This window comes from Streptomyces sp. AHA2 (assembly GCF_036857595.1).
Taxonomy (GTDB): Bacteria; Actinomycetota; Actinomycetes; order Streptomycetales; family Streptomycetaceae; genus Streptomyces.
The window spans coordinates 723,427-737,416 of the sequence record NZ_JAUQWJ010000001.1 but is presented as its reverse complement, the minus strand read 5'-3'; the positions used below and the strand labels follow the sequence as shown (position 1 = coordinate 737,416).

General features: G+C 74.8%; 12 protein-coding genes. 1 reads left to right on the top strand and 11 read right to left on the bottom strand.

Annotated elements, in window-relative coordinates; all coding sequences use genetic code 11:
• Positions 1-60 precede the first annotated feature (60 nt).
• Positions 61-1,131 (bottom strand): glycoside hydrolase family 5 protein, encoded by a 1,071-nt coding sequence (locus tag Q5694_RS03510; RefSeq protein ID WP_333930466.1) that lies wholly within the window; start codon positions 1,129-1,131, stop codon positions 61-63.
• A gap of 243 nt (positions 1,132-1,374) precedes the next feature.
• On the opposite strand from Q5694_RS03510, the gene Q5694_RS03505 reads away from it, so the two are divergent.
• Positions 1,375-2,094, top strand: a complete 720-nt coding sequence (locus Q5694_RS03505; RefSeq protein WP_333930465.1) for a beta-glucanase — start codon at positions 1,375-1,377, stop codon at positions 2,092-2,094.
• Between the two features lie 109 nt (positions 2,095-2,203).
• On the opposite strand, the gene gap is transcribed toward Q5694_RS03505, so the two are convergent.
• The 10 genes from gap to Q5694_RS03455 form a co-directional block, all read right to left on the bottom strand.
• Positions 2,204-3,202, bottom strand: coding sequence for a type I glyceraldehyde-3-phosphate dehydrogenase (gap, locus tag Q5694_RS03500; protein ID WP_333930464.1), 999 nt, complete (start codon positions 3,200-3,202; stop codon positions 2,204-2,206).
• Positions 3,203-3,332: 130 nt separating this feature from the next.
• The gene (locus Q5694_RS03495) at positions 3,333-4,292 is read right to left on the bottom strand and encodes a GlxA family transcriptional regulator (protein ID WP_333930463.1); all 960 of its coding nucleotides are present in this window, start codon (positions 4,290-4,292) and stop codon (positions 3,333-3,335) included.
• 236 nt (positions 4,293-4,528) lie between these two features.
• Positions 4,529-6,289, bottom strand: coding sequence for an ABC transporter ATP-binding protein (locus Q5694_RS03490; protein ID WP_333930462.1), 1,761 nt, complete (start codon positions 6,287-6,289; stop codon positions 4,529-4,531).
• Positions 6,286-8,025, bottom strand: coding sequence for an ABC transporter ATP-binding protein/permease (locus tag Q5694_RS03485; RefSeq protein ID WP_333930461.1), 1,740 nt, complete (start codon positions 8,023-8,025; stop codon positions 6,286-6,288). The genes Q5694_RS03490 and Q5694_RS03485 overlap by 4 nt, the downstream gene beginning before the upstream one ends.
• Entirely contained in the window at positions 8,022-9,176 is a 1,155-nt protein-coding gene (locus Q5694_RS03480) for a SagB/ThcOx family dehydrogenase (protein ID WP_333930460.1), read from the bottom strand. The genes Q5694_RS03485 and Q5694_RS03480 overlap by 4 nt, the downstream gene beginning before the upstream one ends.
• Positions 9,177-9,183: 7 nt before the next feature.
• Positions 9,184-10,563: a YcaO-like family protein gene (locus tag Q5694_RS03475; protein WP_333930459.1), complete on the bottom strand. Its 1,380-nt coding sequence runs from the start codon at positions 10,561-10,563 to the stop codon at positions 9,184-9,186.
• Positions 10,560-12,041, bottom strand: a complete 1,482-nt coding sequence (locus tag Q5694_RS03470; protein ID WP_333930458.1) for a CocE/NonD family hydrolase — start codon at positions 12,039-12,041, stop codon at positions 10,560-10,562. Before Q5694_RS03470 ends, Q5694_RS03475 begins: the two co-directional genes overlap by 4 nt.
• Complete coding sequence (locus tag Q5694_RS03465; protein ID WP_333930457.1) at positions 12,038-12,895, bottom strand: hypothetical protein; 858 nt, start codon at positions 12,893-12,895, stop codon at positions 12,038-12,040. Before Q5694_RS03465 ends, Q5694_RS03470 begins: the two co-directional genes overlap by 4 nt.
• A gap of 91 nt (positions 12,896-12,986) precedes the next feature.
• Positions 12,987-13,100: a streptamidine family RiPP gene (amiA, locus tag Q5694_RS03460; protein ID WP_244310224.1), complete on the bottom strand. Its 114-nt coding sequence runs from the start codon at positions 13,098-13,100 to the stop codon at positions 12,987-12,989.
• 57 nt (positions 13,101-13,157) lie between these two features.
• Positions 13,158-13,979, bottom strand: a complete 822-nt coding sequence (locus tag Q5694_RS03455) for an ABC transporter ATP-binding protein (RefSeq protein ID WP_333930456.1) — start codon at positions 13,977-13,979, stop codon at positions 13,158-13,160.
• Positions 13,980-13,990 lie beyond the last annotated feature (11 nt).

The window sequence follows — 13,990 nt, the reverse complement described above, 5'->3', positions numbered from 1 at the left end:
GGGCCCGGGAAGCGCCGCTCCCCTCCACGGGTTCGGTCCGGCCGTCGGCGCGGAGCGCCGTCACGCGACGGGGAAGTCGTCCGGCGTCCTGAGGCGTTCACGGATCCAGACCCCGGCCGGCTTCAGCGACGCGGTACCCGTCCACGGCCCGGACCTGTCGCAGGTGCCGGTCTTGAAGACGGCTCCCGAGCGGTGGTCGTCGGAGAAGTTCCAGTTGACCCAGCTGATCTTCTTGGTGGCCATGAGGTCGAGGTAGCGCTGGGACATGGCGAAGTCGTCGGCGCCTTCGCCCGCGTAGTTCTGGGTGCCGAACTCGGTGACGAACACGGGCAGTCTGTCGGCGGCCCGGGAGAGGGTCGCCAGGTACTCGTCGCGGTGCGAGTAGGCGTAGAAGTGGAACGTGTACATGATGTTGGTGGCCTTGACGGGGTTGTTCACGACCTCCGACTCGTTGCCCGACTCGGAGACGCCGAACGACGACCAGGCGCGGGTTCCGACCAGGACGGGCGCGTCGGAGTCGATGGCGCGGATCGTCGGGATGATCTGTTCCGCGTAGCTCTTGATCCGCGACCAGCTCACCCCACTGGGCTCGTTGGCGATCTCGTAGAGGATGTTGTTCTTGTCCTTGTTGCGGTCGGCGATGTCCGTGAAGAACTGCCGGGCCCGGCTGAGGTTGGCGTGGGGGTCGCCCGGGGTGAGCATGTGCCAGTCGACGATCACGTACATGCCGCGGTCGGTCGCCTGCCGGATGAGCGAGTTCGCGAGGTCGGTGAAGTGCCGGGGGTCGGTCTCGTAGCCGCCCTCCTGGACGTAGGTCGAGACACGCAGGACGTCGGCCTTCCAGTCGTTGGCCAGGGCGTCGAGCGAGCCGCCGGTCAGGCAGTGCGGGTACCACTGGGTGCCGTGGGTGCTCATGCCCCGCAACTGGACGGGGTTGCCGCGGCTGTTGCACAGCTTGGTGCCGCAGACCTTGAGCTGGCCGTTGGCGGAGACCGGGGTGGCGGCAGCGGCACGGGGAGTGGCGGTCGCGTGCGCGGAACCGGTCGGTACGAGACCGAGCAGGAGCAGCAGGACGCCGCTGAGCGCGGCGGCCGCCACTCCGCGGCGGAGCGACAGGTGTGGGGCCCTCATGTGAACTCCGTTCAGGCGCATGACTAGTAGGAAACTTTCCTAACCGAAGGGAAGCAGAGGCGCCCGGCGGCATCAAGAGGGTCGGCACCGTCCACACGAAGAGCGGCATTCACACAGGCGTCCGGGTACGTGGACGAGGAGAAGAGACGGCGCTCCGCGGGGCCGCTCACTCGAAAGGGTCAAAGGGGCCGCCGGGTGCGGGTTCGGCGCATGGCACCTCATGGACGAGGTGAGACATTCGGCATGACCGAACCCTTACCGGCTCGTCCGGCCGCCGCTCCGGTCGTCTTCACGGCCGACTTCGCTTCCACCACGCAATGGGTCGCCGGGCGTTCGTGGGCGTACCCGGACGGGGGCCCGATCAATCCGCGCGACGACAAGCTGGACCACCTGGTGTCCGATGCCGCGTACAGCCGCTCGGGGGTCTTCCGGGCCGGGCGGCGGCGCGACGGGCGGTGGAACGCCGGGCTGCTGACCACCGAGGGGAGTCCGGAGGGGTTCACCGTCCGCGCCGGGGACGTGCTCGAAGCCCGGGTCAGGCTGCCCGAGGAGATCGGGGCCTGGCCGGCCATCTGGACCTGGCGCGACGGCGACCAGGAGATCGACGTCTTCGAGTACCACCCGGACAACCCGGACCTGCTCGAGTTCACCAACCACGTGCGCGGCACGAACCGTTACCACCGTGACGAGGCGGTCCGTCCGGGCGCGTGGGTGGACCTGCGCACCGAGTTCGGCGCCCGCTCGGTGCGATGGTGGCTCAACGGCGGACAGGTCTTCGCGGACGGGCGGGGGGTGGGGCAGAGCTGGCACGCCTATCTCATCGTCAACCTGTCGGTCTGCGCCGGGCGTTACCACCCGCCCCCGGAGCCGACGACGACCGAGATGTCGTACGAGGTGAGCCGGCTGACCGTACGACGGCCCGCCACCGTCGCCGCCGCTCCGGCCGAGGGCGAGCCCACCTAGCGGGCACACGCGTGGGCGCCCCGGCCGACGCGACCGGCCGACCGGAGCGCTGCGGGAAAGGTGCGGGCCGGGACGGTCGCCGGGGAGAGCGTCCCGTCCCGGTCCCGGCTCAGCGGGTGGCCAGCAGCTCCAGCGTGTCGATCACGCGGTTGGAGAAGCCCCACTCGTTGTCGTACCAGGCGACGACCTTGACGTGGCGGCCGTCGACGCGCGTGAGCGCCGAGTCGAAGATCGACGAGGCCGGGTTGCCCACGATGTCGGTCGACACGAGCGGGTCCTCCGAGTACTCGAGGACGCCGGCGAGCGGACCCTGCGCCGCCCTGCGGTACGCCTCCAGCACGTCCTCGCGCGACACGTCCCGGGCGACGGTGGTGTTGAGCTCGACGATCGAGCCGACCGGCACCGGCACGCGGATCGAGTCGCCCGACAGCTTGCCGTCGAGGCCGGGCAGCACCAGGCCGATCGCCTTGGCGGCGCCGGTCGTGGTCGGCACGATGTTCACGCCGGCGGCCCGGGCACGGCGGGGGTCGCGGTGCGGGCCGTCCTGCAGGTTCTGCTCCTGCGTGTAGGCGTGCACCGTCGTCATGAACCCGTGCTCGATACCGGCGAGTTCGTCGAGCACCTTGGCCAGCGGCGCGAGCGCGTTGGTCGTGCAGGAGGCGTTCGAGACGATGGTGTGCAGGTCGGGGTCGTAGGTGTCGGAGTTGACCCCGAAGGCGAGGGTGACGTCGGCGCCGTCCGAGGGCGCGCTGACCAGCACCTTCTTCGCGCCCGCGTCGAGGTGGGCGCGGGCGGCCTTGGCCGCGGTGAAGCGTCCGGTGGCCTCCAGGACGATGTCCACGCCGAGTTCGGCCCACGGCAGCTGCGCCGGCTCACGCTCGGCCAGCACCTTGATCCGGCGCCCGTCGACGACGAGGTGGTCCCCGTCGGCGGTCACCGGCCGCCCGAGCCGGCCGGCCGTGCTGTCGTAGGCGAGCAGCCGGGCGAGGGCGGCGGGCTCCGTGAGGTCGTTGACGGCGACGACCTCCAGGGCGCTGTCGCGCTCCAGCAGGGCGCGCAGCACGTTGCGTCCGATGCGGCCGAATCCGTTGATGGCGATGCGAGTCATGAGTGGTGTCCCTTCCCTTCGCCCCCAGGCTCGCTCGCGGGCGGCGCCGCGGACAGTGGCGGTATCGCCATGGTTCAAAAGGATCTCGCCACGCGCCGTGGGCAGGGCTGCGGGCGGGGTGCGGGCAGGGCTACGCGCCGCGGGTGAAGGTGCGCCGGTACTCGCTCGGTGTGGTGCCGAGGATGCGCTGGAAGTGCAGGCGCAGGTTCGCGCCGGTGCCGAGGCCGATGTCGGCGGCGATCTGCTCGACGCTGCGCTCCGATCGCTCCAGCAGCTCGCGGGCCAGGTCGATGCGGGCGCGCATCACCCACTGCATCGGCGTGTAGCCGGTCTCCTCGACGAAGCGCCGGGAGAAGGTGCGCGCCGACACGCCCGCCTGGCGCGCCAGGACGTCGAGCGTGAGGGGCTCGCCCAGCCGGTGCAGCGCCCACTCGCGGGTGTCGGCGAACCGCTCGCCGAGCGGTTCGGGCACGCTGCGCGGCACGTACTGGGCCTGGCCACCACTGCGGTAGGGGGCGGCGACCAGCCGCCGGGCGGCGTGGTTGGAGGCGGCGACTCCGAGGTCGCCGCGCAGGATGTGCAGGCAGAGGTCGATGCCCGAGGCGGCGCCGGCCGAGGTGAGCACGCTGCCCTCGTCCACGAACAGCACGTTCTCGTCCACGCGGACGTCCGGATGCTTGGCCACGAGGGCGCGGGTGTAGTGCCAGTGTGTCGTGGCGCGTCGGCCGTCGAGCAGTCCCGTGGCGGCGAGGGCGAAGGCGCCGGTGGAGATCGCCGCGAGTCGCGCTCCCCGGGCATGGGCGGCGACCAGCGCGTCGACGACGGCCCGCGGCGGGTCCTCGCGGTCGGGGTGCCGGTAGCCGGGGACGAAGACGATGTCGGCCCACTCCAGCGCGTCCAGGCCGTGGGCGACGTGGTACGCGAGACCGTCGCCGCCGGTCACCAGCCCGGGTGTCGCCCCGCACACCCGCACCTCGTACGGCATGCTCGCGCGGGTCGTGAAGACCTGCGCGGGAATGCCGACGTCGAGCGGCTTCGCACCTTCGAGCACGAGAACGGCGACGCGATGCAGACGGGAGGCGGACGACACAGGACGAGGTTACGCGGGGTGTGACGGTGAACGACGCGGTGGCCGGTGCGCCGCTGCCGTCCGGGGCGGTGTCCCGCCCGCCTGCCCGGGGCAGGCGGGTGGGACGCGCGCGGGAGCCGGACCGCCGCACGTCCTCGACTCGAGGGACCGGGCCGCCGTAGGTCCTGCGTCAGGTGGCGGTCGAAGAACCGGGTCCCGTCCTCCGACGGCACCGTCCGTGACGGACGCCCCCTGCCTCAACCGCCCTCCGAAGCGGCCAGGACGCGGTTCAGCGCGCTGTCCGGCCGGTCCGTGAGTTCTTGCCACGTGCCCTCCTCCACAATGCGTCCTCCTTCGAGGACGGCGATGCGGTCGGCGCGGCGGATGGTGGCCGGGCGGTGCGCGATGAGGACGGTCGTGCGGGTCTCCTCGGCCAGTGCGGTGGCGAGCTGGGCGTCGCCGGTGTTGTCCAGATGAGCGGTGGACTCGTCGAGTACGAGGATCTTCGGCCGGGCCAGCAGGGCGCGGGCGAGCGCGATGCGGGCCCGCTGACCGCCGGACAGGGTGGCGCCGCGCTCGCCCACCGGCGTGCTCAGCGGTCCGATCCGGTCGACGCCGCATCGACGTGCCGCCTCGGCCACCGCCGTGTCGTCCGCCTCGGGTGCCGCGAGCCGCAGGTTGTCGGCCAGGGTGCCGTGGAAGAGGGGCGTGTCCTGCCCCACCAGCATCACCGCCCGCCGCAGTTCCGCGTCGCTCACCTGCCGTACGTCCAGCGGGTCGCCTCCGGACGGCAGCAACTGGACCTCCCCGGCGGCCGGGTCCCAGAAGCGGGCCAGCAGGTGCGCGCACGTCGACTTGCCCGCGCCCGAGGCGCCGACCAGGGCGAGGGTCTGTCCCGGGGAGGCGGTCAGCTCCACCCCGTCCAGTACGGGTGCGCCGCCGTAGTCGAACCGCACGCGGTGCAGCCGGACACCCAGCGGTCCGGGTGGCAGCGGGCGGGGCGCGGTGGGCGGGGGTGCGAGCGCGGGGGCCTCGACGGCCGCGCCGACGCGGGAGGCGGCCGCGCGCAGGGCCACGGCCTGGCTCAGGGCGCGGGCCGACTCCGCGACCGGGCCGAGCACGGACAGGGCCAGCGTCATCGCCGCGGGCGCCCATGCCCCGTGCAGTCGTCCGGCGGTCACGGCGTGCGCGGCGGCGGCCACCGCGCCGAGGACCGCACCCACGATGAGGAGGTCGCGCACGGCCGCGGCGGCGGCCTCCCAGGTCGCCTCGGCGCGCTGGGCCTCCCCCACCTGCCGTCCCCGTTCCCGCAGCATGCGGCGACGCTCCGGCAGGGCGCCGAAGGCGAGGAGTTCGCGCAGCCCGTCGACGGTCTCCACCGTGTCGGCCGACAGCCTCGCCGCGGCGGCACGGGTGCGCCCGCCGCGCGCCGTGCGTGCGCGCGCGTCCGCGAAAGGTGCGGCGGCCAGCAGCACGGCGACGGGCAGCACGGCGGCCAGCAACCACGGTTCCAGCACGGCGAGGACCACGGACCCGGCGGTGAACACGCTCCCGCTCGCCAGCAGTTGGGCGGTGGTGTGGGCGTAGAAGAACTCCAGTGCCTCCACGTCGGCCATGGCGGTGGCGGCGAGATCGCCACTGCGCCGGCCGGCGACCCGGGCGGGCGCGCTGCGGGCGAGCCCGTCGAAGACGCGTACCCGCAGCGCGGCCAGCACCCGGTAGGCGAGGTCGTGGGAGAGGTCCATCTCCCGCCAGGTCGTCAGGGCGCGCAGGACGACCAGGGCGGCGAGGGCGGTGACGGTGCCGGCCGGGGGTGTCTCCTGCTCGATGACGGCGCTACCCACGGTGTGCGCGGCCAGGGTCAGCAGCGCGACGAGGGAGCCCTGTTCGAGGAGCGCGGCGGCGCAGGTGCGGACCGTCATGGCACGGTGCCCGGCGAGGGCGGGGAGCAGGGCGCGCAGCGCCCCTCGGGCGGGTATGACGGCGTCCTTGGCTGCGGACGGGGTGGCGGTGGTCATGCGGCGAGTTCTCCTCGATGGACGTGGCCGGCCTCGACGAGCCGGGTGTAGACGCCGCCGGCCTCGATCAGACCGGAGTGCTCGCCGACGGCGTCCACCCGTCCCGCGTCGAGCACGACGATGCGGTCCGCGTGCCGGACGGCCGCGAGCCGGTGGGCGACCACGAGGACGGTCCTGCCGTGCGCGGCGGTCGTCAACTCGCGGACGATGTCCGCCTCGCGGCGCTCGTCGACCGAGCTGGTGGCCTCGTCGAGGACGAGGACCGGGGCGTCGGCCAGCAGCGCCCGTGCGAGGGCGAGGCGCTGTCGCTGGCCACCCGAGAGGGTGGCCCCCCGCTCACCGAGGACGGTGGTGTAACCGTCCGGGAGGGCGGTGATCTCGTCGTGGATGCCGGCGACGCGCGCCGCCCGCACGAGGTCGTCGTCGGTGGCGTCGGGCCGGGCCAGGCGCAGGTTGTCGGCGATGGTGGCGTGGAAGAGGCAGGTCTCCTGCGAGACGACGGCGATGCCGCGCCGCAGCGCGTCGAGCGAGTAGGCGGTGGTGGGGAGGCCGTCGAGGGTGATCCGGCCTTCCTGTGGGTCGTGGTGGCGCAGGAGCAGGGCCAGGAGGGTGGACTTGCCCGCGCCGGACGGCCCGACGATCGCGGTCGTCCGGCCCGCCCGCGCGGTGAAGGAGACTCCGTCCAGAGCAGGGTCCGCGTCGCCGTCGTAGGCGAACCGGACGTCGTGGAAGCGCAGTTCGGGTGGCGTGTTCCAGTCGGCCGGGGTCGTTCCGGAGTCGGGGACGGCCGGCCGGGCGGTGCGCAGGGCCGCGAGACCGTCGGCGGCCGAGGCCCCGAGGTATCCGGCGTGCCATTCGCGGGCGAGGTCGCGGACGGGACGGAAACACTCGGAGGCCAGCAGCAGCATCAGATACGTGCCGGTGGCCGTGGTGGAGCCCGTGGTGGCCGACCAGCAGGCCAGCAGGGCCGCGGCGGCGGTGCCGCCCTGAATGGCGAGGTCGGTGATGCCGGTGTCGACCAGGGACACGCGCAGCTTCGCGACGGTCGCCCGGTGCAGTGCCGCCGACCGCTCCTCCAGACGTGCGCGGGTGCGCCCGACGGCGCCGGCGGCCCGCAGCGCCGGCATGCCCTGGAGGGCTTCCAGGTAGTCCGCGCCCAGTCCTTCGTACGTGTCCCAGTGCTCCTTGCCGCGGGCGGCGAGCAGCCGGTCCCAGGCGCGCGGTCCGGCCAGGGCCAGGAGCAGGGCGGGGACGAGGCCGATGAGGGCCCGGGGGTCGACGGCGACCAGGGCGGCCAGGATCAGGGGCGGCACCGCGAGGGTGACCAGGAGCTGGGGCAGGTAGCGGGAGACGTAGGCGTCGACGCCCTCGATCCCGTCGACCAGGGTGGTGCGGACCGCTCCGGCGCGTGCGGTGGTCAGGTGTGCGGGTCCCAGCCGGCCGAGGTGCGCGAGCAGTTCGTCGCGCAGGGCGACGCGGACCCGGGCCCCGGCCCTGGTGGCGGTACGGCGCTGCCACAGGGTCAGCCCGGCGCGGGCCGCGACGACGGCGAGCACCGCGGCCAGCAGCCAGGGCAGGTCGCCGGTGTCCTGCCGGGCCAGGCCGGCCAGGGCGAGGGCCAGCAGGGCGGCCTGCGCCAGATGGGTGAGGGTGACGGCGCCCTGAAGAAGGGTGGCGCCGAGCAACGGGCGCCGTGCGCGCCGGGCGGCACGGCGCAGCTCCGGGTGGACGATCACGTGGGGTTCTCCTCGTCGGCGGGGCGGGTGCCGAGGGCCAGGGCGTGCACGATCCAGTCCCGGCCCGGGGCGGCGCCGAGCGCGGCTCCCAGGTCGGCCTGTTGCCAGGAGCCGACGGGCCGGGCGGTCAGTCCGAGGCGCAGGGCGGTGATGTGGGCCAGGTGAACGGCGAAGCCCGCCCGCAGGTGGGCGCGGCGGATATGGGGGGTGTCGGCGTCGGCGGGGCAGCCGTGGGCGAGCAGGACGGCGCCCGCGTGGGCGATCCACGCCTGGCCCGCGGCCCAGGCGGCGAGCGTGGGGCGGGCGTCTCCCGTCGCGTACTGGCGCAGGCTCGTGCCGCCGGGTGCCGGCTCCACCAGGCCGGGTCGTGGCGGGCCCACTGCGACGGACCAGTGCAGGTCGCCGGTACCCGCCCGGGCGGCCGCGGTGAGGACCGCCCGCAGGGCGTCCGGGCTCGGGGCGCCCCGCAACGGTGGCGCGGCACTCCGGCGTGCCAGCAGCTCGGCGGAGGTGTGAGGGTGCTGCGCCTGCTCAGCGGCGCGGCCGTCGTCGGGGGCGGCCCGCCCCGGCCCCCGTCCGCGGGGCGGCGGGACGTGCACGGTGGCCAGCGGCCTCTCGGTGAGTCCGTCCATGCGCACGCGCGGCTCGCCCGCTGCGAGCGCCCGGGCCGCGAGGAACAGCGCGGCGGCGGCGTGGCCGGTGTCCAGGAGCAGCAGGGGCCAGGCCCGGTGGCCGTAGTGGGAGGCCGTTCGCTGCGCGGTGACGGTGAGTGCGGCCGTCACCCCCGGCGGTGTGTCGGGCGGATGCCGGTCGAGGTGGTGCACGCGGTGGCGCAGCGGGTCGTAGCCGTAGCGGCCCGGCGGCAGGGAGCACCCTGTGCCGACGGTCAGTTCGGTGTCGACCGGGTGCAGCGCGCCGGCGGAGGGTGCGGGCCGCAGCCGCCCGGAGGTGTCCGAGGCCGCCAGGGACAGGCGCAGCAGGGCGTGCAGGTCGAGCTCCGCCGGCCCGGCCTTCGGGACGGGGACCGGCGTCCCCGGCCAGGCCCGGACCGCCGCCCCGGCCGGGGTGTCGGGACCGGGTGGTTGCGGGGAGCGGGCGACGGCGAGGGCGGCGACGAGGTCCACCGGGCGGTTGTCACAGGGGTGTTCCACGAGGGCCTCACATGTGGGGCGGAGGAGCCAGGGTGAAGTCCCGGGGCCCGGCCGGCGGCCGGGTGCGCCACCCGCGTGCGACGGCGGCCTCGGGAAGGCGGGGGCATCCGAAGTAGCCGAAGGCCGCGGGGGCGTTGGGGAGGAGCCCGGAGACGAGGACCCTGGCGACGCGCAGGGAGGTCTCGGCCACGTCCTCGGTGGTGAGGTCGAAGGTCATGACGCGGTGGCCGCCGGCGCGGAGCGCGTCGTCCAGCCGCCGCCGGTCACCGGGCTCGACCGCGTCCACGGGCACGGTCCCCAGAGCCGGCTCGGTGAACCGTCTCGCCTCGGCCGCCATCCGCTCGTCGAGCCACACCTGCACGTGTGCGCCCAGGTCCCGTACGTGCTCGAACTGCTCGCCGCACACGTCGAGGTAGCGGCCGTCGGCGCGGTGCTCGAGGTAGAGCCCGCGGGCGAGCAGCCCCATCTCGACGGCCTGGAACACCCAGCCGTCCGGACCGGTCAGGCCCTGGGTGAAGACCCAGGTGTGGACGGCTTCGAGGACGGCCTTGCGGGCGGCTTCGGCCGGGTCGTACTTGCAGGCGAACCCGGCGGCGTACAGGCCCAGGCGCGGGTCGTGCACGAGCGCGGCCATGCAGGGGGCGAACTCCGAGTGCATCTCGACGATGTGGACGTCGAGTGCGCAGCCGGCGAGGTCGTCGGCGAGGCCGGGCACGCTCGCCGGGTCTATGCCGCGGGCCGGGCCGTCCAGGTGCCACCACAACTCCAGCGCGTCGCGTTCCACGATCTCCAGCAGGCCCCGCTCGACGGCGTCGTCGTGGCCCCGGCCGGTGGCTATCCCGGCGTAGTTCAGGTGGTGGGTGCGGGGCAGGGCGCGCAGTTCGCCCTGGCGCCAGTTGAGATGGGTGAGCGAGACGGGCGCCCACACCTCGGCCGTGGTGCCGTCGGCCCGCTGTTCGGCTCCGCGGGTCCACAGTGCCGGGGTGTCTGCCGTGAAGGGGCGGTAGGGGAACTTCTCCCGCGCGTACTGCCAGGGTGCGTAGGCGGGCAGGTCGCCCGGACCGTACAGGCGCATGCCCTTGTCGGCCAGTTCGGCGGCGGTGGCGCGCAGGGGGGCGTCGGGGTGGCCGGGCGGGGGCACGCGGTTGCCGCAGTACCGTTCCACGCCCTCGGCTATCGCGGCGATGCGGGCCTGCTCGGGGTCGCCGAAGGTGGTGCCGAGGGAGACGCGGTCGGCGGGCCACAGCCCGAGTCTGCGGGCGTCGGACACCTCGGCCGTGAGGGCGGTGTACCGGGGCGGGGTGCCCGGCGGGTGCTCGACGGGCTTGACCTTGCGGACGATGCCGCAGACGGGGTCCACGAGTGCTTCCAGGGGCAGCGCCGTCATCGCAGGATCTCCTCGGCGGGGTCGATGGGGGTGGGGCGGGACGGGAGCACGTGCAGCGTCAGCGCCACACCGGCCGGGTCGACCTCGCGCCGGGAGGCGAGCAGGCGGTGCGCGGTGACCGGGTCGTCGCCGGTGTGGGGGTTGCGGGCGTGCGCGGGGAAGTGGTGTCCGGCGATCTCGAGGCGCAGCCGGGTGCCGGCCCGCAGGCGCCGGGCGAGCCGGCCGAGGCCGATGCGGAACCGGCCCTGGTGCCCGGCGGCTTCGGCGCGCCGGACGACGCCGACGGCCAGTGGCTCGGCGGTGCCTTCGGGCGTGAGCGCGACGAGCCGGGCGGCCCAGTCGGCGGACGGGGTGTGGGCGGTCGCCCGCAGCCGCAGGCCGACGGGACCGACCATGTCGAGGGGGCGCGGCAGTGGCGGTGTGACCAGCAGGCACCGGTCGGGCGGGCCGTCGGTGGGAACGGTCAGCTCGTCCGAGCGGACGGGACGGTCGGGGTCGGCGGTGAAGGTGGCGCCGTGCACCATCCGCAGGCGCTGGGTGCGTGGTTCGCCGTCGGTGCCGGCGGGCAGCCACACGTCGGCGCCTCCCAGGGCCAGTGCGCCGCGGCGGCCGGACGTGAGCGCACCGGCCAGGGCGCGGCGTGCCCAGCGCACGTACAGATCACCGAGGTCGACCCGGTGGGCGGGGCCCGCGTCCGGGCCCGGGGTGCCCACGAGACCGTGCCGCCAGGGGCCGAGCAGCAGACGCGCCGAGGGGCCGCCCCAGGAGTGCCACAGGGCGACGGTGTCGTCGGCGAAGTGGTCGTGGTGGCCGCCCACCACGAGCAGGGGCACCTCGGCGTCGACCGCCCGCGCCGCGAGGCGCCCTCGCTCGCGGTGGGCCCACAGTGCCGTCCAGGAGGGCAGGTCGCGGCCCAGCCGCTCGGGCAGGGCGGTCACGGGCAGGTGCGCGAGCAGGCCGGGGTCCGCCGCGAGGGCCTTGTCGAGGGCGCTTTCGTCGGAGTCCCGTCGGTCGCCGTGGGCGGCCCACCAGCCGGCGCGGGCGAACAGCCGTTCCACGCCGGACGCTTCACGCGCCGTCTCCGCCGGACCGAGGGCCGGTACGGCCGCCACGACCGCGTCCGCTCGCGCGTCCCCGGGCGCCTCCAGAGCCAGGACGAGGGCGCAGTGGGCGGCGTAGGAGGCACCGGCGGCGACCAGTCGGCCGTCGCACCACCGCTGTTGTCGGATCCAGCGGGCGGCGGCCGCTCCGTCGGCGGCCTCGTCGGCGTAGGGGTGCCACTCCCCCGGCGACGCGAAGCGGCCCCGTACGTCCTGGACGACGGCGGCGAAACCACGGCGGGCCCAGCCGCGTGCCTCGGCCCGGTGCCGGGTGCGGTCGTAGGGGGTGCGGATCAGCACGGTCGGGAAGGGACCGTCGCCGGCGGGCAGACGGACGTCGGTGGCGAGGCCGCCCACCGTCGTGTCGAAGGCCGTCACGCGCGTGGCTCCGGCATCGGTGCGACGTCGGGGACCGGCAGAACGGGGTGTTCGGTGACGGCCAGGGTGCGCAGGTCGACGCGGCGGAGCCGGCGCCGTGCCGGGAGGCCGGTGGTCTCGCGGGCGCCGGTGGCCCATCGCCACAGGTCGTCGGCGAGCAGCGCCGCGAGCAGGCAGGCGCCCGGTGCGGTGAGCCGGACCGGTGCGCCGAGGGTGCGGGGGCCGCTCCAGTACGCCGCCAGTTCGCGGTACGCGGGGGTGGCGGCGAGCCGGCGGGCGCGGACGTGGGCCGAGGTGACGTCTCCGGGCCGGGCGGCCAGCGGTTCGACGTACGCCTGCCAGCCCTCGCGGTGGCAGCGCAGCCAGGCGACACCGTGCTCGGGCAGCCGATCGGCGGCGTCCCAGAGTCCGTCGGGCGCGGGCGCGTCGAGGCACCACACGACGGCGGCGGGGTGCGTGGCGAGCAGGTCGCCGACGCGGGCGGGTGAGGTGGGGGACGCGTTCGGGGCCGTGCCGGTGCGGGGTTCGGCGCCCAGGGCTGCCAGTTGTGCGGCGAGCGGTCCGGTCAGGGCCTGGTCCCCGAGCAGCAGGACGCGTCGGCGTTCGGCCGGCCAGGGGGCGGGCGGGGCGTCCCCGGTCAGGAATCCCGCCTGCTCGAACCCGCCGACGACCCGGTCGAGTTCGTCGTCCACCCGGGTGCCGGTGTCCTGACCCGCGAGGCGGGAGAGCAGTGACTGCTCGTCGGCTTCGCCGGTCCTGACGCTGAGGAACTCCCCCTCGGGGGTGCGGACGGCGAGACCCCGTCCGGGCACGGCGACGACCTCGGCACCGGGTACGAGTCGGCTGCGGGACACGACGGATCCTCCTGACGGCGGGTCTGGGACGGGCGTGGGCCCGCCCGGAAGGCATCGGGCGGGCCCACGGTCGAGGGAGCTGAGCCCTCGCTTACTCCTCGGTGTCCTCGAAGGGGTTCTCGACGAGCGCGTTGGAGTGGGAGGCCGAGTCGTGGGCCAGCTGGCCCGGGTCGACGATGGGTGCGAAGACCTGCTCGTTGTCCATGAACTCTCCTTCATGTCAGGGAGATACGGCGTTCGGTCGAGCGCCGCGGGCCCTACGCTAATGAATCTGATTTTCATATTCAAGGGCTGCGATGGGGTGATCCGGGTAACACACCGGCCAGCCCCCTTCCGGGTCCCGGCCGACGCGTCCGGCCACGTTCAGCACGTCCGCCAGCAGCCCCGGCGTGACGACCTGCTCCGGCGTGCCGTCGGCCACCACACGGCCGTCCCGCAGGGCGACGATCCGCTCGGCGAACCGGGCCGCGTGGGCCAGGTCGTGCAGCACCGTCACCACCGTGAGCCCGCGCTCCTGGCGCAGACGCACCACCGTCTGCAGCACGTCGAGCTGGTGGTGCAGGTCCAGGTAGGTGGTCGGCTCGTCGAGCAGCAGGACCCGGGTGTCCTGGGCGAGCGCCATCGCGAGCCGCACCCGCTGCCGCTCGCCTCCCGACAGCGCGTCGACGTCACGGTCGGCCCACTGCTCCACCCCGACGTCGCGCAGCGCACGCCGGACGACGGGGTCGTCGCCCTCGCGCAGCATGCCCAGCGGACCCCGCGCCGCGTACCGTCCCTGCCGGACGAGGTGACGGACCGTCATACCGGGGACGGCCGGGGCGGACTGGTGAAGCAGCGCCACCCGGCGTGCCGCGGCCCGCCTGGACAGCACGGCCAGATCGTCGCCACCGAGCCGGACGCGCCCCCGGTCCGGTTGCAGCAGCCCGGCGGCGAGCCGCAGCAGGGTCGACTTGCCGCAGCCGTTCAGGCCGATGAGCGCGGTCAGTTCGCCCGGCCGGACGGTCAGGTCGACGCCCCTCAGTACGGGCCGTCCGGGGTAGCCGAAGTGGACCCCCTCGACGTGGATCCCCACGGACTCGGTCATGCTCTGTCCTC

Excerpts from the sequence above, each read along its gene's own strand:
- Q5694_RS03510 (WP_333930466.1), bottom strand. The coding sequence starts at position 1,131 with ATGAGGGCCCCACACCTGTCGCTCCGCCGCGGAGTGGCGGCCGCCGCG.
- Q5694_RS03505 (WP_333930465.1), top strand. The coding sequence starts at position 1,375 with ATGACCGAACCCTTACCGGCTCGTCCGGCCGCCGCTCCGGTCGTCTTC.
- gap (WP_333930464.1), bottom strand. The coding sequence starts at position 3,202 with ATGACTCGCATCGCCATCAACGGATTCGGCCGCATCGGACGCAACGTG.
- Q5694_RS03490 (WP_333930462.1), bottom strand. The coding sequence starts at position 6,289 with ATGACCACCGCCACCCCGTCCGCAGCCAAGGACGCCGTCATACCCGCC.
- Q5694_RS03475 (WP_333930459.1), bottom strand. The coding sequence starts at position 10,563 with ATGACGGCGCTGCCCCTGGAAGCACTCGTGGACCCCGTCTGCGGCATC.
- amiA (WP_244310224.1), bottom strand. The coding sequence starts at position 13,100 with ATGGACAACGAGCAGGTCTTCGCACCCATCGTCGACCCGGGCCAGCTG.
- Q5694_RS03455 (WP_333930456.1), bottom strand. The coding sequence starts at position 13,979 with ATGACCGAGTCCGTGGGGATCCACGTCGAGGGGGTCCACTTCGGCTAC.